This window comes from Pseudoalteromonas sp. L1 (assembly GCF_021728095.1).
In the GTDB taxonomy this organism is placed as follows: domain Bacteria; phylum Pseudomonadota; class Gammaproteobacteria; order Enterobacterales; family Alteromonadaceae; genus Pseudoalteromonas.
Genome location: NZ_JAKKCT010000001.1, coordinates 153,332 through 172,307 on the forward strand (window position 1 = coordinate 153,332; position 18,976 = coordinate 172,307).

Consider the following 18,976-nt stretch of genomic DNA (forward strand, 5'->3'; position numbering starts at 1 on the left):
AGCTGAAAATGGCTAAATTAAAATTAACCGAACTAGTTTTACGTGATGCACATCAATCACTGTTGGCAACACGTATGCGCTTAGATGACATGTTACCTATGGCCGAGAAACTTGATAATGCGGGTTATTGGTCAATTGAATCATGGGGGGGCGCAACATTTGATTCTTGTATTCGCTACTTAGGCGAAGATCCTTGGCAGCGTATTCGTGAACTTAAAGCGGCGATGCCAAATACCAAACAGCAAATGCTACTGCGTGGACAAAACTTACTGGGTTATCGCCACTATGCTGATGATGTAGTGGAAAAGTTTGTCGAGCGTGCACATAAAAATGGTGTTGATGTATTTCGTATTTTTGATGCAATGAATGACGTACGTAATCTTGAAACAGCCATTAAGGCCGCTGTGAAAGTGGGTGCACATGCACAGGGAACAATTTCCTACACGGTCAGCCCTGTGCACACTCTTGATATGTGGCTTAAGCTTGCTAAACAGCTAGAAGAGCTGGGCTGTCATTCTATTTGTATTAAAGATATGGCTGGTTTATTAAAGCCTTATGACTGTGAGCAACTGATCAAAGGCTTAAAAGAAACGGTGTCAATTCCTATCGCGATGCAATGTCATGCTACAACAGGTTTAAGTACAGCAACTTATCAAAAAGCGATTGATGCAGGCATCGATATGTTAGATACGGCTATTTCATCAATGAGTATGACTTATGGCCACAGTGCAACAGAAACAATAGTATCGATTGTTGAAGGAACAGAGCGCGACACAGGTCTTAACCTTAATCAGTTAGAAGAAATTGCCGCTTATTTTCGTGATGTGCGTAAAAAGTATGCCGCTTTCGAAGGTAGCCTAAAAGGGGTTGATGGTCGTATCTTATTAGCACAAGTACCAGGTGGTATGTTAACTAACATGGAGAACCAGCTGAAAGAACAAGGTGCTGCGGATAAACTCGATCAAGTGCTTTTAGAGATCCCACGTGTACGTGAAGATTTAGGGTATATTCCACTGGTAACACCAACCTCACAAATTGTTGGTACGCAAGCCGTCCTAAATGTATTAACGGGTGAGCGTTATAAAACGATTACTAAAGAAACCGCAGGTGTACTTAAAGGTGAGTATGGTGCAACCCCAGCGCCGATGAATAAAGAACTTCAAGAACGTGTTTTAGACGGAAGCGAAGCAATAACGTGTCGTCCTGCTGATAAACTTGAACCCGAACTCGAAAAACTTGAAGCTGAATTATTAAAAGAAGCTAAAGAGCAAGGTTTAGCGCTGGCTGATGATGTAATTGATGACGTGCTTACCTATGCTTTATTTCCACAAATAGGCTTGAAATTTCTTAAAAATCGTCATAACCCTGATGCCTTCGAACCTGTGCCAACAGGTGAAAAAGCTAAATCTGATCAATCAACGAAACCTTCTTCAAATGGTGAGGTTCAAGCTGAGCAATACAGTGTGAAAGTTGATGGTAAAGTTTACGATGTTGTTGTTGCTAAAGGTGGCGAGCTTAAAGAGGTTGCACTCAAAGACAGTGAGTTAATACCACAATCTGCATCAGCGTCAGCTGGCGAAACACTCAATGCGCCACTGGCAGGTAATATTTTTAAAATCAAAGTAAAACCTGGGCAAACTGTAAATCAAGGTGATGTCGTTATCATTATGGAAGCAATGAAAATGGAAACCGAAGTACGTGCCGCTCATGACGGTACTGTGGCTGATATTTTAGTTGCGGAAGGCGACTCAGTTGCCACCGGCGACGCCATGATTGCACTCGCTTAGGAGGCTTGGGATGGATGGATTATTAAACCTCTGGCATGCAACGGGGATTGCAAACTTTACTTTCCCTGCACTGATCATGATTGCAGTTGGCTGCTTGCTACTGTATTTAGCGATTGCTCGTAGTTTTGAGCCATTGCTTTTACTGCCCATCGGCTTCGGCGCTATTTTAACGAACATTCCAGTAGCTGGTTTATCAGACCCAGGTGGCTTATTGTACTACGTGTATCACATAGGTATTGATTCTGGCGTGTTCCCATTGCTGATTTTTATGGGGGTGGGTGCACTAACGGATTTTAGCGCGCTTATTGCAAATCCCCGTATGTTGTTACTGGGAGCAGCGGCACAATTTGGTATTTTTGCGACGTTATTTGGCGCCATTTTACTTAACTTTATTCCAGGCTTTGAATTTTCACTGCAAGATGCATCGGCGATTGCCATTATTGGTGGTGCTGATGGACCAACCGCTATTTTCTTAGCCTCGAAACTTGCGCCTGATTTACTGGGGGCAATTGCTGTTGCAGCGTATTCATATATGGCGTTGGTGCCTATTATCCAACCGCCAATTATGCGCGCGCTAACAACAAAAGAAGAGCGTGAAATTCAAATGCCACAACTACGTGCAGTATCAAAAAAAGAAAAAATCATTTTTCCATTGATGGTACTCAGCCTGACGATTTTATTTTTACCTGCCGCGACGCCACTTGTTGGTATGTTTTGTTTAGGTAATTTAATGCGAGAATCAGGTGTGGTCGATCGTTTAAGTAATAGTGCACAAAACGAGATCATTAATATCACTACGATTTTCTTAGGTCTTGCTGTTGGTTCTAAACTTGCAGCAGATAAGTTCTTAACTGTAGAAACTATTGGTATCTTGGTATTAGGTGCTTTGGCCTTTGCAATTGGTACAGCATCAGGCGTGTTTATGGCAAAAGGTCTGAATAAGTTTTCTAAATCGCCGATTAACCCTCTCGTGGGGGCTGCGGGTGTATCGGCAGTGCCAATGGCTGCGCGGGTGGTAAATAAGGTAGGTCTTGAAAGCAATCCACATAACTTCTTGTTAATGCATGCAATGGGTCCGAATGTAGCTGGTGTATTAGGAAGTGCCGTAGCTGCAGGTATTTTGTTAGCGATTGTTGGCTAAGTCGTTTACTTCCAACCGACTGGCGCAGTATTTTACTGCGCTTTTTTTTGCCTATAGACTAGGGCTTAAACTTATCTATTGTGTAAGGAAGCCACAATGAATGTATTTGTTATTTTATTATGCCTGTTTATCGCACTGGCTATTCTTATACCACTACTTGAAAAGTATCATTCAAAAATGGGGCTAGATGGTGCAACCAAATATGCTAAGTATATATGGCCGTTAGTAATGATCTCGATGGTGATCCAGCTGATTTATTTATTAGTCAGGTAACACAATAAGGAGCTCGCCAAAATAAGTTGGCGAGCTTTTTGTTTTAGTGCGTTGCTAAAGGATAGTCGGTATAGCCTTTTGCACCGCCACCAAATAAGGTATCAGGGTCGTGTTGTGCAAGTGCAATCCCTTTTTCAATACGCTCAGGCAGATCTGGGTTTGCAACAAACGGACGACCAAAGCCAATTAGATCAGCCCAGCCTGCGGCTAATGCTTGCTCTGCCTTCTCGCCAGTGTACTTGCCTGCATAAATCATTAACCCAGAAAAATTTTCACGTAGTGCTTGTTTAAAATTTTGCTCCATTAATGGCGCATCGTCCCAGTCAGCTTCGGCAATATGCAGGTAAGCAACGTTTAGGTCATTAAGTACCTTCGCTGCGCCAATATAGGTTTCAAACGGGTTATCATCGACCGTCCCATTGAGTGTTGTGAGTGGAGCAAGGCGTACGCCTACACGGTCAGCGCCAATTTCATCACATACCGCTTGTGTCACTTGTTGTAAAAAGCGTAAGCGGTTTTCTAAATTGCCGCCGTATTCATCAGTGCGTTGGTTTGATTCTGAATCTATAAATTGATTAATTAAGTAACCATTAGCAGCATGCAGTTCAATACCATCAAACCCTGCATCAACTGCGTTGCGAGCCGCTTGGCGGTATTCGTTTATAACGAGTTTGATGTCGTCATGGCTCATTGCGCGGGGCAGGGCAGTGGCAACAAAGTCGGGTTTATCATCTTCATCAATAAATACTTTTACGTCTTTAGCTGCAATCGCTGATGGCGCAATTGGTTGCTCGCCACCTGTGTTACTTGGGTGAGATACGCGGCCAACATGCCAAAGCTGAGCAAACATAATGCCACCAGCTTGATGAACTTTGTCGGTTACTTTCTTCCAACCTGCAATTTGCTCGGCAGTGTAAATACCCGGTGTCCAAGCATAACCCTTACCTAGGGCTGATATTTGTGTGCCTTCGCTGATAATTAAGCCGGCGCTGGCACGTTGTGCATAGTAGTCGGCCATTAACTCATTGGCTATATCACCCGGTTGTGATGAGCGAGAGCGGGTCATCGGTGGCATAACAATGCGGTTTTTTAATGTATGACCGGCAAGTTGTACGGTATCGAATAATTTGTTCATTACGGCTCCTTGAAAGCGACTATGCTTTTAGCATAACGAAAATTATTTATGAAATTAATGCCAGTAATCACAAAACACTTTTGTTAAAAATGCAAAAAACTAAAGCGTTAACCTGGGTGCTATAAAGTCTAAAAACGCTAATACTCGTGATGACACACCGCTATTTTGATAATACACCGCATGCACTTTTTCACGGCGATTAGGGCTCAATACTTCGCCTTCGAGCACTTTTACTAAACGGCCTGCTTTTAAATCTTCGTTGATCATAAATTCCGACAATAAGGTAATGCCATGACCTTGAATACAAAGCTGGCGTACCGTTTCACCGCTTGATGCACTGATTGAAAATTTAAGATCTAAAGGCGTGGTTAACGGCCAGTGGTTTAAATGCGGCGCATCGGTAAAACCAATAAGCTGGTGCGAGGCTAAGTCGGTTAGCTCATTTAAAGGTGGTGAAGTTTTTAAATAATCAGGGCTGGCAACGAGCTGTAGTTTACTAACTCCCAAAGTGCGCGCATGCAAGTTTGAGTCAGCGAGTTCGCCAATACGAATAGCAATATCGGTTTTATGTTCAAGCAAATCGATAATACTGTCGTGGCTGGTGATCTCGAGTTTTATATCAGGATACGCTTGGTTAAAGGCCTTTAAATGTGGCGCTAATTGATGAAACACAAAGGGGCTTGCGGCATCAACTCTTAATTTTCCTGATGGCGCGCAGTGTAGAAGCTTTAAGGCTTCTTCGCCTTGTGCAAGCTGACTCAGTGCTTCTCTAGCATAGCCTAAAAATAACTCGCCTTCTTCGGTCAGCTCAATGCGCCTTGTGGTGCGATTGAATAAGGTAACGTTTAAAGATTTTTCGAGCCGAGTTACCGCCCGTGATATTTTTGCTACTTGCTCATCTAAGGCATTAGCTGCACTTGAGAATCCGCCGGTATCAACCACGCTGATAAATGCTTCTAAATCTTGGGTGTTGGAGATCACGCTCATGGCAATACCTTTTCATTTTTGACAAAAGTATTTTGTCACTACTGCTATTTTTTGCAAATTTAATTTTAGCCACAATAGCCGCACTTTCAAAATTAAATAGAGGATATGTGATGCCAATTGCATTACTTGCGTTGACTCTCAGTGCGTTTGCCATAGGCACCACTGAGTTTGTGATTGTCGGCTTAGTGCCAACTATCGCTGATGATTTAGCGGTTTCGTTACCGAGTGCAGGGCTACTTGTAAGCTTGTATGCATTAGGTGTTGCGGTGGGGGCGCCAGTATTAACTGCGCTTACCGGACGCTGGAATCGAAAATATGTATTACTGAGCTTAATGAGCCTATTTGTAATTGGTAATTTACTGGCTTGGCAAGCACCTAGTTATGGCAGTTTGATCACAGCAAGGATTTTAACAGGCCTTGCCCACGGGGTGTTTTTCTCAATTGGTTCAACGATCGCTACAGGGCTTGTCAGTAAAGATAAAGAAGCCAGTGCCATTGCGATTATGTTTACGGGGTTAACGGTTGCATTAGTAACTGGTGTGCCATTAGGGACTTGGATTGGTCAGCACTTTGGTTGGCGAGCGACCTTTTTAGTGGTGTCTTTACTGGGCTTAATTGCACTGGTTGGTAGCGCGTTTTTAATTCCGAACAACTTAAAGCAAAGTAAACCTGCCACTTTAGGTGAGCAGCTAAAAGTAATGGTGCAACCTAGGCTTTTACTAGTGTACTTGATGACCATACTTGGTTATGGCGGCACATTTACGGCCTTCACATATTTAGCGCCCATTTTAGAGCAGCAAACTGGTTTGGCATCAGCCACTATTAGCTTAATCATGCTGGTTTACGGGGTATCAGTTGCTGTTGGCAACATCTACGGCGGTAAGTTAGCTGATAAAAAAGGCCCCATTAGTGCGCTTACTATTATCTTTAGTTCTTTGAGTATTGTGCTGTTGGTGCTGACCTTTACCATGCAATCTAAAGTCGCTGCGGTACTGACCATACTTGTCTGGGGTGCATTTGCATTTGGTAATGTGCCTGGGCTGCAAGTTTATGTGGTTAAACTTGCTGAAAGGTTCACTCCCAATGCCGTCGATGTGGCATCAGGGTTAAACATTGCAGCGTTTAATATCGGTATTGCGCTGGGCTCAGTGTTAGGTGGCGTTGTGGTTGAAAACTACTCATTGCAAGACACTGCTTGGATTGGCGCTATCATCAGTTTAGCGGCGTTAATTGCAACAAGATACAGCGGTTATTTAGATAAGCGTGAAGCTGTTTTAGAACTGAAGCTAGAAAAATAACAACACCGAAAGTTAGCTGTACCAACCTTTGCACACTTTTAGTCAAAGGTTGGTGGTGAGCTGGGTAAAAATAAGTTGCAAATGGCTTCACAATTATTTTATCTCATCAACAAGCAAATTAATGATTAAGTTAATAACCTCTGTTTTTGGCAGCGGTAGTGCATTTGATGTAATGGAAAAACCTTCAATAAATGGAATAAGTAATGACACGACAACCTTACTTTTTTGTTCGCTAAAGCCTAGCGAGATCAGCAGTAATTCAAGCTCCGTACCACATTTTTTATAGTAGTTTTCTAAACTGGTGAGTACTTTTTCTGAACGGCATGAAATAGCCCAAATTTCTCGAAAAACTTCACACCAATCTTGGATATCGTCAAGGGCAAGTAGGTTACTGATGTAGTTCTTAATGGCTTGAGGGTTATTTTTTAGTTCAATATCACTCATCGAACTACGGATATGATCAAGGCAAACTTCTAAATATGAATCAATTACTTGAACAATTAATCCGTCTCTGTCTCCAAAATGATATTGCACATTGCTGAGAGTCACACCACTTTTCTCAGCAACTTTTCTGAGAGTGAGTCCTTGATTGCCATTTTCACTGAGCATTTTAGTTGCTGTTTGAATGATAATCTCTTTATTTGATTCCATTTTCACCACACAGTTGTTGAATTTTATATTCCGACCATTCTAGCAAAGAATATTATTTTTTTGTCATACCGCAACTATTTATGTTCATAACCTATCTCGCAGAGGGTTTAAGAAAGCAATAAATTGTTCTATCGTGAAATCTCATATATTAAATTTTTGTTAACTTTAAAATGTTTCAATTATCATCCTATTGACAATATTGGTCAGTTGACCTAGTGTGTGCGTGCTTTTATTTTTGTTTCTTACATAGGGAAAATTACAGTGGAAATTACAAAAGATATTGTTGTGGATGTTATTGCAGAGGTATTAGAGCTTGATAAAGATGAAGTCACTTTAGACAGCTCTATCGTAGATGATCTGGGAGCGGATTCTTTAGATTTAGTTGATATTTCTTTTTCTTTAGGAAAAAAGCTGAAAATTAAAATGCCAACTAAAACAACATTAATTATTGCCAGTGAGCTTTGTGCAGATGAAAAGGCCTTTATACAAGGTGGCAAGCTTACTTCTGCAGGCGTTGATTTATTGATAAATAGTCCAAGTCATTATTCACAAAGTGAAATTGATGTGGGCATGGCTGTCAGTGATTTACTTAGTTTGACAACCGTTCTGCACTGGTTCTATCTAGCTAAAGATGTGTGTGGACATGCTAGCCAAAATGGTGATGTGTTACTGCAAGAGTATGTCGAACAATTCTGTGTATCTAGAGATATTGAGCTGATAAACGTACCAGCATAATTTGTTAGGGAAAACTCATGCACAAGGTTGTTATTACAGGGATTGGCGTAACTGTTAAAAATCACCAAGACCCTCATACGTTGTTTGCAACTTTAGAGTCTGGTCAGTCTCTTATTACAGATGACCATATTTTAAAAGGAATGGGGATCGAGGGCGTCGCCAGTAGTCGTATTAGCGATGAAGAAGTTACTCAGCTGCAAAGTCGGTACACATCACTTGATCAAACTAGGGTAGCACCATCTGGATTTGCGGGATTTGATGCGTTAACTAAATCAGTAAAAGATGCTGATTTAAACCCAGACCAACTTCGTCAAGCTGGTCTTTATTTTGGTACTAACAAAATACTGCCAACAGTTGATCTAGTACATCAGCTTGCTCAACAAAAAGCGGCAAGCGAAAAATTACCCTATCAATCGCCAGAGAGTGTGGATTATTACAATCCGCAAACGGTTGTCGCGGATATGGTTGAACACTTCGAAATTGGTGGGCCAGTGACATCTTGTGCCGATGCTTGTGCGGCCGGTGCATCAAGTTTGATCTCTGGTTTTAGGCAAGTCTCACGTGGTGCTTTAGATATCGCATTATGTGGTGCAGCCGATTTTGGAACACAGCCCGTCATGCAGTTGCTTTTCAAAAACATAGGCGCGCTCAATCAAGCGCAATTATTTAATTGTGCGAGTGAAGTATCAAGACCTTTTGATAGCAATCGTGCAGGAGTCGTGCTTGCTGATGGAGCAGCCTTTGTTGTACTCGAGAGTGAAGCGTCGGCAAAGCAAAGAGGTGCGTCTATTTATGCATATGTTTGCGGCGCTCATCGATGTACCGAATCTTATAAAATGACCTCAACTGAACCCAGCGGTAAGTTTTATGCACAGTGCATGCAAGCAGCCCTTGAAAATAGCTGTGTCAGTGCTGAGGACATTGACCATATTAGTGCACACGGTACCTCAACCAAGAGTAATGACAGTGCTGAAAGTCGTGCTATTGAACAGGTCTTTGGCAGCCATACGCCTGTTACTTCAACAAAGTCAGCGTTAGGGCATTCATTGGCAGGGAGTGGTGCAATTGAAGTGGTTTTATCTGCATTGAGTATAAAAAACCAAGTCATGCTGCCGACCTTAAACTTTGAATCCCTTGGCGATGATGATGCAAAGGTGAGTGTTGTGAAGAGTGCGACACCTAAAGCAATCAATTATTTGCTTAGTAACTCGTTTGGTTTTGGAGGAGTAAATACAAGCATTGTTTTAGCGAGGGATAGCGCATGTTAAAGCCTGTGTACTTATTTCAAGGTGAGACACTGCTGGCGCAGAATACATCATTAGAATCACTACTCACTCATAAAGGCAGATTAATGAGTACGCCTTTTGAAAGTGCTGATTTAATTAATCACTCCATTTTTATTTCTACGCTAGCAGACGAAAATCTCAAGGATGTTGGCGCTGAGCGCATGGTACGTAAAACCAGTGAGCGTCAAGCTCGTTGGCTTATTGCAAGTGGCGTAAGAACGTGGCGAACTTATTTTAATGAGCCACAGAATAAAGCGGGATTATTTATCGGTTTAGGAACCGTTGACTGCGATGAAGAGGATAATCCTGAGCTCGTTCAAGAACCGACAGCTGAGTGCTTAGCTACCGCAATGTTAGAAGAGAGGCGGCCGCTTGTTTGTTTAGCGTTACTCAACTCTAGTGCTACCAGCCATATTGCACAATTGGCTGGTATTACTGGTGAAAATATGAGTTTTTCGCCATTACTGAGTGCGGGCTTAAATGCCCTATGTGAGGGCTACTTTGCGATTGCTGAAGGGCGTTTGAAACATGCTTTATGTGGTGGCGGGAGTCAAAAGATAACGCCTTGGTCCTTACTTGCCTATGAGTCAATCTGGGCTAATCAAGACAATTACTGGCTAAGTGAAGCGGCAAGTTTTTTTATTGCCAGCGATGAACCCCGTTTAAATCAGCACGCTGCGATAGGTGTTATGCGTCAAGCATATCGAGCTCGCCTACAAAATAATGCACATGCACTCACTGAACAGGTTAATCGCATAACGGGTTCACCTTTAATAGAAAATCAGCACGTTGTAAAAGTTATCCTCATTGGAGCAAACCTTGAGCAACAAGATATTACGCTACATGCATTAGGTGATGAGCTTAAAAGCAGGGCGGTTGTATTGGATAGTTACGTTGGCAACACCATGGCTGCGGCTACAGCAATAGCGTGCAACAGTGCATTGAGCTATTTGCATGACGCCGAACAGGGCTTCGTTATCGTGATTGCGTTTGGTGATCATGCTGAATTTGGAATGTTTTTGATAGAGGCTAACAATGACTAATCGAGTAGTGGTCACTGGACTGGGAGTGCTTAGCCCATTTGGTGTTGGCGTTGATTCATTTTGGTCTGCTGTAAAGGCAGGTGAAAATGCCGTTGATGCTTGGCATCCTCCTGGAGCTGAAGGCTTTCCTGTTCAGCACGGTGCAACAATTAAGCAAGATACACAAGCGTTGGTGGCAGAGGAACTGGTTGATTTTGAGTTACCAAAACACATCGAAAGACGTGCAATTTATGCACTTATTGCCGCTAAAGAAGCAATTAACGATGCACGTCTTGAAAATGAGTTGAGTCAAGCAGGGATTGCTGTGTGTAGTGGGGTACCTGAGCTTGATGACGCATCATTACTGGCCCTCGCTGAGCAGCCAAAAGCAGATATCATGAACTATGCATTGGCTGAGCGAGAGCAGGCAATAAAGCGTTTTTCAGGTATTAGATGCAGCAATGATGTATTGGCAACCACCTTGGCTGAACAATTGAATACGTCAGGATTTATTTGCAATGTGAGTGGCGCCTGTGCAGGGGCAACTCAAGCTATAGGTCTTGCATATCGTGCAATCAAGCGAGGTGAAGCATCGGTCATGTTATGCGGAGGTGCTGATTCTGTATTGAGCATTCGTACTCTATCTGCATTACATCTATTAGGTGCCACAGCAGAAACACAGCGTTTTGCGAATCAACTTTGTCGGCCGTTCGATCAAGATCGTGCAGGACTAGTAGCGGGTGAAGGCGGTGCCATGTTGGTACTTGAAAGTGAGCAGCATGCAAAGGCCCGTGGTGCCCATATTTATGCTGAAATTACCGGTTACGGTAGCTCTTTAGATGCTTACAAAGTCACCGCTCCCCACCCTGAAGGATTAGGGGCGATAAGTGCAATGGAGGGGGCGTTACAAAGTGCCGGTATTGGTGCTCAAAATGTACAGTATATAAATGCTCATGGTACATCCACTCCTTTAAATGATGTCATTGAAACAAAAGCAATTAAATCGGTTTTCGGTCAGCATGCAACATCATTAAGTGTATCGTCTACAAAATCAATGATAGGTCACTGGATTGCGGCCGCTGGTGCGCCAGAAGCAATTGCAACAGTCCTTGCCATTCGTGATCAGTTCATGCCAGCCACCATTAACCTAACACAACCCGATGAGGGACTCGATTTAGATTATGTGATGGGGAAAGGGCGAGAGGCCAGCATTGACCATGCGCTATCAAATTCATTCGGGTTTGGTGGAATAAACGCGTCGTTAGCTATTGCGAGGTACTATGAATAGTCATTTAAGTTCTGTTGCACTGGTTGGGGTAGCGAGTAGTTTTGCTGACAGTGAATTTTCTTTACTGTTTGATAACCAACCAGAACACATTGCCGTGCCTCGTAAGCTTAAGCGTTATATGGCACCCGCTGCAATTAATTCATTAACAGCCACTTCAGAGGCTTTGGCACATATCAGTTTGGCTGAGCGTGCTACAGAGGTTGGTATATACACGTCTCAAACGGGTTATGGTAGCCCATTTTATTCAGAGTTGAGTGCGGCATTACCCGAGAGCGCGGATTCAGCCGCCCAGACCTTTAAAGCATTATGGTCTAGTGAGCGAGTTAATCCATTTTTAATTACCAATGCCCTGAACAATAACTTGTTGGGTATTTCGGGGTTGAACTGGCAATTAAATGGAGATGCATGTGCGTTTATTCGAGATCAACTTGGTGCATTTGGCGCATTACAAGAAGCGATAGTCGCCATTGAAGCTGGTGAATGTCAGCTCGCTATTGTTGCAATTGCAGGAAATAGCAATGACCCATTGGCGAAGTGGTTACAAGACACTGAGTCTGAAGTGGCAGAAGAGGTCACAAATGGTGCTACTACGTTAATTTTGGCAAGCGAAGAGTGGCTTTCAAAAACAGGTCACAAAGCCATAGCAAGGCTAAGCATTTTAGCAAGTGGCTATCATTTAAATACTGAGCAATTAAATACGCTCATAGCTGAATACGTTAAACCAAGCCATTTTTTAAGTTATTACATTGAGTCGGCTAAAGGTAAAAATCGTCTTTTAGCTGATGCATTAGCCTCTTGTAATGTCGCAAACCATCACCTTAATAGTTACAGCAGCTCGGACATATGCCCAGGGATTGTTACCTCAGTAGCCTGCAATTTATCAACACTTCGCAAACAAAATCACTCTACAGGCGTGTGTGTGAATTGCGACCAAGCTGGTTTTTACTCATTTGTTAGGATTGAAAATGAATCGTTATAGTCAATATTGTAAGCCATCACTAAACCATGGCATTTATGCGATGGGGTTGGATAGAGTTTTTCATCGTGCAGAAAAAGGCACCTTATTCTATTTAGATGAGCAAGGAAATGAGCAAGCTATTATTGATTTTCTTGGTGGTTATGGTGCTGCGTTAATTGGCCATAATCATCCTCGTATGATAGATGCTGCGATGAAAAACTTTCAGCACCAAGTTGCATTCCACAACCAGTTTTCTGTTCGCGATGCCGCGAGCAAACTCGCTGAACGATTAAATGCACTTTTAAAAGAAGAAAATAATCAACAGGAAGATTTTTATTTCTCTTTTACAAGTACTGGGGCTGAATCGATAGAGGTTGCCATTAAGCATGCTGAAATGGCACGCCGTAGTGAAACGCAGCAATTAATAGAAGAAATGCAATTTGCTCTGTCACAAATAAAACGGTTGCCAACAGAAGGTAAGTTAGAACTCAGTGTGGCGCAGCGAGAGCTGTTAAATTTGAACGAAGATGCAACACTGAGTGATTTTGTCACTGCTGTGGGAGAATTTAATGAGCAACAGTTAAATATTCAGCCTTATTTTATTGTTCTTAAAAATGCATTTCACGGTAAATTGATGACGTCGATACAACTTACTCATGGGGAGATGTATCGGGCACCATTTGCACACCTTGGTGTGCAAGCAGAGTTTTTACCGTTAAACGAACTTGATTATGCAGCAGCTATGCTTAACGACAAGCATAATGCCACTTTATTACTGCCTAAAATCAAAGGTCACACAGTAAAAGTTAGCATTGAACCATTGCGACTGGCTACTGCACTGCTTGTCGAACCCGTACAAGGTGAGGGGGGGATTCATTGCTTAACATCAGAACATAGTCAGTGTTTAAAAAAACTTAGCCAAACACTTGGTTGTCCTATTATAAGTGATGAAATTCAGTCAGGTTCAGGTCGCTGTGGGGCATTAACTGCAGGTAGTCAGATTGATTTGAAAGCGGATTATATTGTGCTTTCAAAAGCGCTTGCGGGCGGGGTTGCTAAAATAGGCCTTGTTGCGATATGCAAAAGCAAGTATCAAGCGGGTTTTGATATCATTCAAAGTTCAACATTTGGCGAAGATGACCACAGTGCCAACATCGCGCTTGCATTTTTAGACGAGCTTTATGATCCAAACTTAAATTTATTGGCAGCCATTAAGCAGCAAGGTGAAGCAATTAAAGCGCGCCTTGGTGAACTACAAAATATTTATCCTGATATTATTAAAGACATACGCGGTAGGGGCTTACTCATCGGTATTGAGTTTAATGCCGACATGCCGCTTGATTCAATTTGGTTAAAATCAATCGTGTATCAGGGTTTCATGGGCTACATGATTACTGGGTATTTATTTAATAATTATAATATCCGTGTAGCGCCATCTTCTAGTGCGCCAAATGTTTTACGACTAGAACCAACAATTCATATAACAGAACAAGAACTGAGTCAGCTTATTGCTGGCCTGCATGATGTATGTGAGGTATTAAAAAACCAAGATAGCTATCACTTCTTAAAGCATCTAACGACCTCGGCAGAGGTGCGTTCTTCGCGTACAGAGCTTGCTGATTACCGAGCATATTATGCCAATTTAGCTCAAACCCACACACCCGCTGACGTTAAAGTGGCTTTTGTAAACCACCTAATCTCTGCCGATTGGATTTGGCAAGTCGACCCTGCAATGGAAGGAGTGCCTGATGTTGAGGCAAAGCTACTTATTGAGCGTTTAGGTTTTGACTGGCGAGTCGTGCCGTTCCCGCCTATGAGAATGACTTCGGTAACGGGTAAAACGGTGGATTTTATCCTGTATCCCTTATCAGTCACGTCAGAACAAATTAGTGTCATGTTAGAAAATAATGAGCTTGATGCTATTCGACGTGCAGTGAGTGAGCGCGCGCAAACAGCACAACAAGATGGCTGTAGTGTGGCAGGTTTTGGGATGTTTACGTCTGTTGTGACCAATAATTGTAAGTCTATCCGCGCAACAGATATTGCCTTAACGTCGGGTAATGCACTGACGGTGGGGATGACGAAACTCGCAGTACTGGAGCATATTGAAAGCCACGATATGCAGATTGATAAAGTCGCGGTGATAGGCTCAGCAGGAAATATTGGCTCAGTTTACGCCACAATTATGACTGAGCACTGCCAGCAGTTAGTGTTGATTGGAAGCGCTCGAATGGGGTCGAAAAAGCGCCTACTAAAAGCGGCATATAAAATCTACAGCGATATTTGGCAGATGGTGAAATCACAAGCTCCGCTTACAGGAATCGTTAAAGTGGTGGCTGAACACCCCAAATGCCAACAATGGTTGGCTGATGAAGCAGCGGCACCTGTAGATTTACCCGCTGCGTTATTTGAATTATTTAGTCAAAGTAAAGAAGGGCTTGTTGTTATTGCCGATGACATCAGTGAGGCCTATGACTGCTCACTTATTATGTGTGCCACTAATGCATCTGAAGCTATTTTAGATGTGCAAAAGCTCCCCAAAAATGCCCTTATCTGTGATGTCTCTATTCCACATAACTTAAGTGAGAATGATTTGGCGCTACGCCCAGATATAACCTGTATTCGCGGTGGAATTGTTGGTACGCCAAATGGAGAGTCTCTTGATGGCAGAGCACGTGCTTATCTTAGCCAAGGGCAAATATATGCATGTATGGCTGAGTCTGTGATTCTAGGTTTAGAAGGTGTCCAGCAACATTACTCTTATGGTGATTTATGCAAATCGCAAGTCGATGAAATTTTAGCGATGGCTTCACGTCACGGATTTACCCTAGCCGGAAGTAAAAATGAGGGGTCAATGTAATGACTCAGCACTTAGATAATTTTAAAGCGCGCCCTTTAGCCTGTGTTACAGGAGCAACTCGTGGCATTGGTCGTGACATAGCCCTACATCTAGCAGCGCAAGGGTATGACATTGCATTTGGCTTTCGGGATGAAATTCACGCGAGTAATTTACATGAAGAGCTTGTTGCTTTGGGCGCTAAGGTCTTTTGCCAACCGTTAAATTTGTTTGATGCTAAAAGCATAAACAGCTTTTTTGATAGCTTAAGCACAGCACAGTTTGGTTTGGATTTACTTGTGAATAATGCCGGTATTACGAAAGACAACCTCCTTGCAATGATGAGCCAAGAAGAGCTTGAACAGGTTATTCACGTGAATCTTATTGCGCCTATTTTATGTGCGCAAGCGGCGCTCAAGATAATGCTGCCACAAAAGCAAGGTTGCATTATTAACATGTCATCGATTTCAGCAACTAAACCCAACCCAGGGCAAACAAATTACGCTGCAAGTAAAGCGGGTATTGAGGGCTTTACAAGAGCCCTTGCTGTGGAAGTTGCCCGAAAAAATATACGGGTCAACTGTATTGCTCCTGGCATCATTGAAACAGATATGGTGTCTGATTTACTAAAAGGAAATGAGCAGCAAGCAAAGTCGAAACTGTTAAGTAAGCGACTTGGGAAGCCCCGAGATATCAGTGCGTTGGTTGCCTATTTGGCAAGCCAACAGGCTGAGTTTATTTCAGGGGAAGTATTTAATGTTAATGGCGGGATGTTGTTAAGGTAAGAAATGGAAAACGTAATTAATTCAGTACTTGTAACAGGAGCTGCTAACGGTATTGGCGCAGCGTGTGTAGATAAGTTTATAGAGCAGGGATGTCGCTATGTTATCGCACTTGATAAAGATGAAGTGAAGTTACATGAAATGCGACATAAATACCGTGATAAAGACATTATTTTTATTGCAATCATTGCCGATTTAACAAGCCAAGACTATTACTCGCAGCTAACTGATGCGCTGCAACCTCTGAATCAGTTAGAAGCCATTGTATTGAGCCATGGTATTGCCGATGAGAACGAAATTTCTGAACGGGATATTTTTGCCCGTGTAATGGATGTCAATGTCACTAGTTGTCAGTCAATTATTGCTCAATGTGAAAATAAGCTAGCAAAGGGAAGCGCGGTTTTATTCATCTCTTCAATCCTAGGAAAAATGGGCAACCTTCGAAACACAGCTTATTGCAGTTCAAAGCATGCGCAGTTAGGGATGATGAAAGGTTTGGCAATGGACTGGGCAAGGCATGGTATTCGTGTCAACGCTATTTTACCTTGCTATGTTGATACACCGCTTTTAAGAAGTGAGCTGCAAAAGCAGGCTGATATGGTTGGCTCGACCTTAGACCAGGTAATGCGAAAAGCAAAAAAACGTATACCGATGCGTGCCTATGTGCAAAGTAGCGATATTGCCGACAGTGCTTACTTTTTATGTTCGCAACAGGCGCGCATGATCACTGCGCAATCTCTGATTATTGATGGAGGCAGTTCATGCGGTGGTTAGCATTAATCGTAATGGGCAGTGCTAGCGCGAGTAGTTATGCAAACTTATATATTCAACCTAATTTAACCACCAGCTTTGGCTATAACGTCTCAGAACATTATGCAACTGAGCAAAGAGTCGAGTTAGCAACAAAGCTGGAATTTAGCACAGAAAATATAGATTTCACTTTTGACGGAAGAGTCGAGCATGACTTTGTGTATAACAACAATGATCGCTTCAGTATTGAAGCTCAAGACCAATATGAATCGCGAGCAATTATCGAAGAAGCGTATATTTCCGGTGAAATAAGTAATCGCTTTTGGTCGTTTGGTTATCAGAAAGTTGTATGGGGTGAAGCGGATGACTTACGGGTTGTCGATGTTATTAACCCATTAGATTATAAAGACTTTATCTTTTTCGATATAGATGATTACCGATTAGCTGTGCCAATGTTCAAGCTTGATTATGAGTATGAAAATGGTGACACGCTAAACGTTATCACCACGCTTCAACAGCTGAGTAGTGAGTACCCTGCATCCAGAGCCGAGTTCGGTAATAATTATTACCCCAATAGTGAGCAGACACAGTGGGGTAAATATGAATTAGGCTTACGTTACAGTACATTCGCGTTAGCCACAGATGTTAGCCTTTATGCTTTTCACGGGTATCAAGATGATCCTGTCGTCACTTTGTCGCCAAGCGAGCGCACGCTTTATTCATATGAAAAGTTCTCTATGCTTGGTACGAGTTTAAGCAAACCCATAGATGCATTTGTGCTGCGGACTGAGTTTGCTTATTTTGATAATTACACAGTGAATGACAGTGACTTATCTTTTAAAAACGTTAACAAGCTAGAAGCCTTAATAGGGCTTGATTACCGCTATAAAGACTGGACGACTACGGTACAGTTTACTGACCGCATCCTCAATGGATGGCAGCCCTCTTATCTTATTCCAAAATCTGCACCCATTTACACTGCTTCCGCAGAGAGAGGTTTCTTTGCCAATCAGCTCTATATTCGCGCAGCAGTCAGTTACCTCGACAATCAGGGTGGCGGAGCCCTATCTCAACTTAAGTTAACTTATAAACCTAATCAACAGTGGGTTTTAAAGCTAAATCTCGATCTTATTGAAGGTGATCAAGAAAACTACTTAGGTGCCCAGCAGCAGCGTGATCGTATTTGGTTAGCTGCAACTTATTATTTTTAAGGAGAGAAAATGAAACTAACATGCTTTTTAGCCTCAATGAGTATTGTATTTAGTGCAGCAACGTATGCTGAAGATGCAGATAAAATCTTACAACAAGTGCGTGATCGTAATGATGGCAAAGACTATTTATCAACAGTGACGCTCCGCACTCTAAGTGAAGATAGCGTGCTTAATCAGCGTCAGTTTTACATGTTGCAAAAGGATATCGAAAAAGACGAAGTAATGGTGCTCGCCATAAAAGCTCCTGCGGATGTGAGAGATATTAGCTTTTTGATGCGTAGCTTCGAAGAAGGGACTGCTCAAGAAGACGAACAGTGGATGTACTTGCCTGCATTTAGAAAAGTAAGGCGTATTTCTGCTACTGATAAACGCGGTGCATTTATGGGCAGTGAATATTCTTATTACGACCTCGATAAGCTACGTGTAACAGATTTTGACTCAAAAGTTATAAAAACTGACATGCTAGATGGTGTTGAAACCTATGTCATCGAGCGAGAGCCGAAGTCTCAGGATGTGATTAATAAGTCAGGTTATTACAAACTGGTTACGTGGGTTGATAAACAAAGAAAGTTAATTCTTAAACAGCAGTACTATGACGCAAAAGGTATTCTTTTTAAGCAGTTAGATATCGATAAGGTTGAGAAAGTACAAGACATATGGACCATCACCGCATCTACGATGAGCAACTTTGTAGAGAATAAAAAGAGCACTTTTCTATTTCATGAAACCCTTTATAACCAAGGTGTTGATGATGCAATTTTTAGAAAATCAAAGCTTAAAAGAGGCATAAAAGACAGCGATGTCGCAGAGTTAACTAAAATCTCTGAGTTATAATA

17 protein-coding genes are annotated in these 18,976 nt (G+C 42.3%); 14 read left to right on the plus strand and 3 right to left on the minus strand.

Going from position 1 to position 18,976, the window contains the following annotated elements; translation table 11 throughout:
• The first annotated feature begins 8 nt into the window (after nt 1–8).
• From oadA to L3V38_RS00700, 3 genes are all read left to right on the plus strand, one after another.
• Nucleotides 9–1,787, plus strand: coding sequence for a sodium-extruding oxaloacetate decarboxylase subunit alpha (oadA, locus tag L3V38_RS00690; RefSeq protein ID WP_237118070.1), 1,779 nt, complete (start codon nt 9–11; stop codon nt 1,785–1,787).
• A gap of 10 nt (nt 1,788–1,797) precedes the next feature.
• Complete coding sequence (locus tag L3V38_RS00695; protein ID WP_062569613.1) at nt 1,798–2,928, plus strand: sodium ion-translocating decarboxylase subunit beta; 1,131 nt, start codon at nt 1,798–1,800, stop codon at nt 2,926–2,928.
• A gap of 96 nt (nt 2,929–3,024) precedes the next feature.
• Complete coding sequence (locus L3V38_RS00700; RefSeq protein WP_165381469.1) at nt 3,025–3,201, plus strand: hypothetical protein; 177 nt, start codon at nt 3,025–3,027, stop codon at nt 3,199–3,201.
• Nucleotides 3,202–3,244: 43 nt separating this feature from the next.
• On the opposite strand, the gene L3V38_RS00705 is transcribed toward L3V38_RS00700, so the two are convergent.
• Both L3V38_RS00705 and L3V38_RS00710 read right to left on the minus strand, forming a co-directional pair.
• The gene (locus L3V38_RS00705; RefSeq protein ID WP_237118071.1) at nt 3,245–4,336 is read right to left on the minus strand and encodes an alkene reductase; all 1,092 of its coding nucleotides are present in this window, start codon (nt 4,334–4,336) and stop codon (nt 3,245–3,247) included.
• A 99-nt stretch (nt 4,337–4,435) separates the two neighbouring features.
• Entirely contained in the window at nt 4,436–5,323 is an 888-nt protein-coding gene (locus L3V38_RS00710) for a LysR family transcriptional regulator (protein WP_237118072.1), read from the minus strand.
• Between the two features lie 110 nt (nt 5,324–5,433).
• On the opposite strand from L3V38_RS00710, the gene L3V38_RS00715 reads away from it, so the two are divergent.
• Complete coding sequence (locus L3V38_RS00715) at nt 5,434–6,621, plus strand: MFS transporter (protein WP_237118073.1); 1,188 nt, start codon at nt 5,434–5,436, stop codon at nt 6,619–6,621.
• A gap of 93 nt (nt 6,622–6,714) precedes the next feature.
• On the opposite strand, the gene L3V38_RS00720 is transcribed toward L3V38_RS00715, so the two are convergent.
• Nucleotides 6,715–7,272 (minus strand): TetR/AcrR family transcriptional regulator, encoded by a 558-nt coding sequence (locus L3V38_RS00720; protein WP_237118074.1) that lies wholly within the window; start codon nt 7,270–7,272, stop codon nt 6,715–6,717.
• Nucleotides 7,273–7,533: 261 nt separating this feature from the next.
• Here L3V38_RS00720 and L3V38_RS00725 point away from each other — a divergent pair, with 261 nt between their 5' ends.
• From L3V38_RS00725 to L3V38_RS00770, 10 genes are read left to right on the plus strand one after another with little or no spacing between them, the layout of a single operon-like run.
• On the plus strand, nt 7,534–8,007 hold the full coding sequence (locus tag L3V38_RS00725; protein WP_237118075.1) for a phosphopantetheine-binding protein: 474 nt from the start codon (nt 7,534–7,536) through the stop codon (nt 8,005–8,007).
• Between the two features lie 17 nt (nt 8,008–8,024).
• Nucleotides 8,025–9,275, plus strand: coding sequence for a beta-ketoacyl-[acyl-carrier-protein] synthase family protein (locus L3V38_RS00730; protein ID WP_237118076.1), 1,251 nt, complete (start codon nt 8,025–8,027; stop codon nt 9,273–9,275).
• Nucleotides 9,269–10,336 carry a beta-ketoacyl synthase N-terminal-like domain-containing protein gene (locus tag L3V38_RS00735; protein ID WP_237118077.1) on the plus strand — a complete coding sequence of 356 codons (1,068 nt, stop codon included), beginning with the start codon at nt 9,269–9,271 and terminating at the stop codon, nt 10,334–10,336. Before L3V38_RS00730 ends, L3V38_RS00735 begins: the two co-directional genes overlap by 7 nt.
• Nucleotides 10,329–11,603 carry a beta-ketoacyl-[acyl-carrier-protein] synthase family protein gene (locus L3V38_RS00740; RefSeq protein ID WP_237118078.1) on the plus strand — a complete coding sequence of 425 codons (1,275 nt, stop codon included), beginning with the start codon at nt 10,329–10,331 and terminating at the stop codon, nt 11,601–11,603. Before L3V38_RS00735 ends, L3V38_RS00740 begins: the two co-directional genes overlap by 8 nt.
• Nucleotides 11,596–12,582 (plus strand): hypothetical protein, encoded by a 987-nt coding sequence (locus L3V38_RS00745; protein ID WP_237118079.1) that lies wholly within the window; start codon nt 11,596–11,598, stop codon nt 12,580–12,582. The genes L3V38_RS00740 and L3V38_RS00745 overlap by 8 nt, the downstream gene beginning before the upstream one ends.
• On the plus strand, nt 12,569–15,421 hold the full coding sequence (locus L3V38_RS00750) for an aminotransferase class III-fold pyridoxal phosphate-dependent enzyme (RefSeq protein WP_237118080.1): 2,853 nt from the start codon (nt 12,569–12,571) through the stop codon (nt 15,419–15,421). Before L3V38_RS00745 ends, L3V38_RS00750 begins: the two co-directional genes overlap by 14 nt.
• Nucleotides 15,421–16,182 carry a 3-oxoacyl-ACP reductase FabG gene (fabG, locus tag L3V38_RS00755; protein WP_237118081.1) on the plus strand — a complete coding sequence of 254 codons (762 nt, stop codon included), beginning with the start codon at nt 15,421–15,423 and terminating at the stop codon, nt 16,180–16,182. Before L3V38_RS00750 ends, fabG begins: the two co-directional genes overlap by 1 nt.
• Before the next feature lie 3 nt (nt 16,183–16,185).
• On the plus strand, nt 16,186–16,953 hold the full coding sequence (locus L3V38_RS00760; protein WP_237118082.1) for an SDR family oxidoreductase: 768 nt from the start codon (nt 16,186–16,188) through the stop codon (nt 16,951–16,953).
• A complete protein-coding gene (locus L3V38_RS00765) occupies nt 16,941–18,140 on the plus strand; it encodes a DUF1302 family protein (protein WP_237118083.1) in 1,200 nt (399 codons plus the stop codon). Before L3V38_RS00760 ends, L3V38_RS00765 begins: the two co-directional genes overlap by 13 nt.
• Nucleotides 18,141–18,149: 9 nt before the next feature.
• On the plus strand, nt 18,150–18,974 hold the full coding sequence (locus tag L3V38_RS00770) for an outer membrane lipoprotein-sorting protein (RefSeq protein ID WP_062569627.1): 825 nt from the start codon (nt 18,150–18,152) through the stop codon (nt 18,972–18,974).
• The last annotated feature ends 2 nt before the right edge of the window (nt 18,975–18,976 follow it).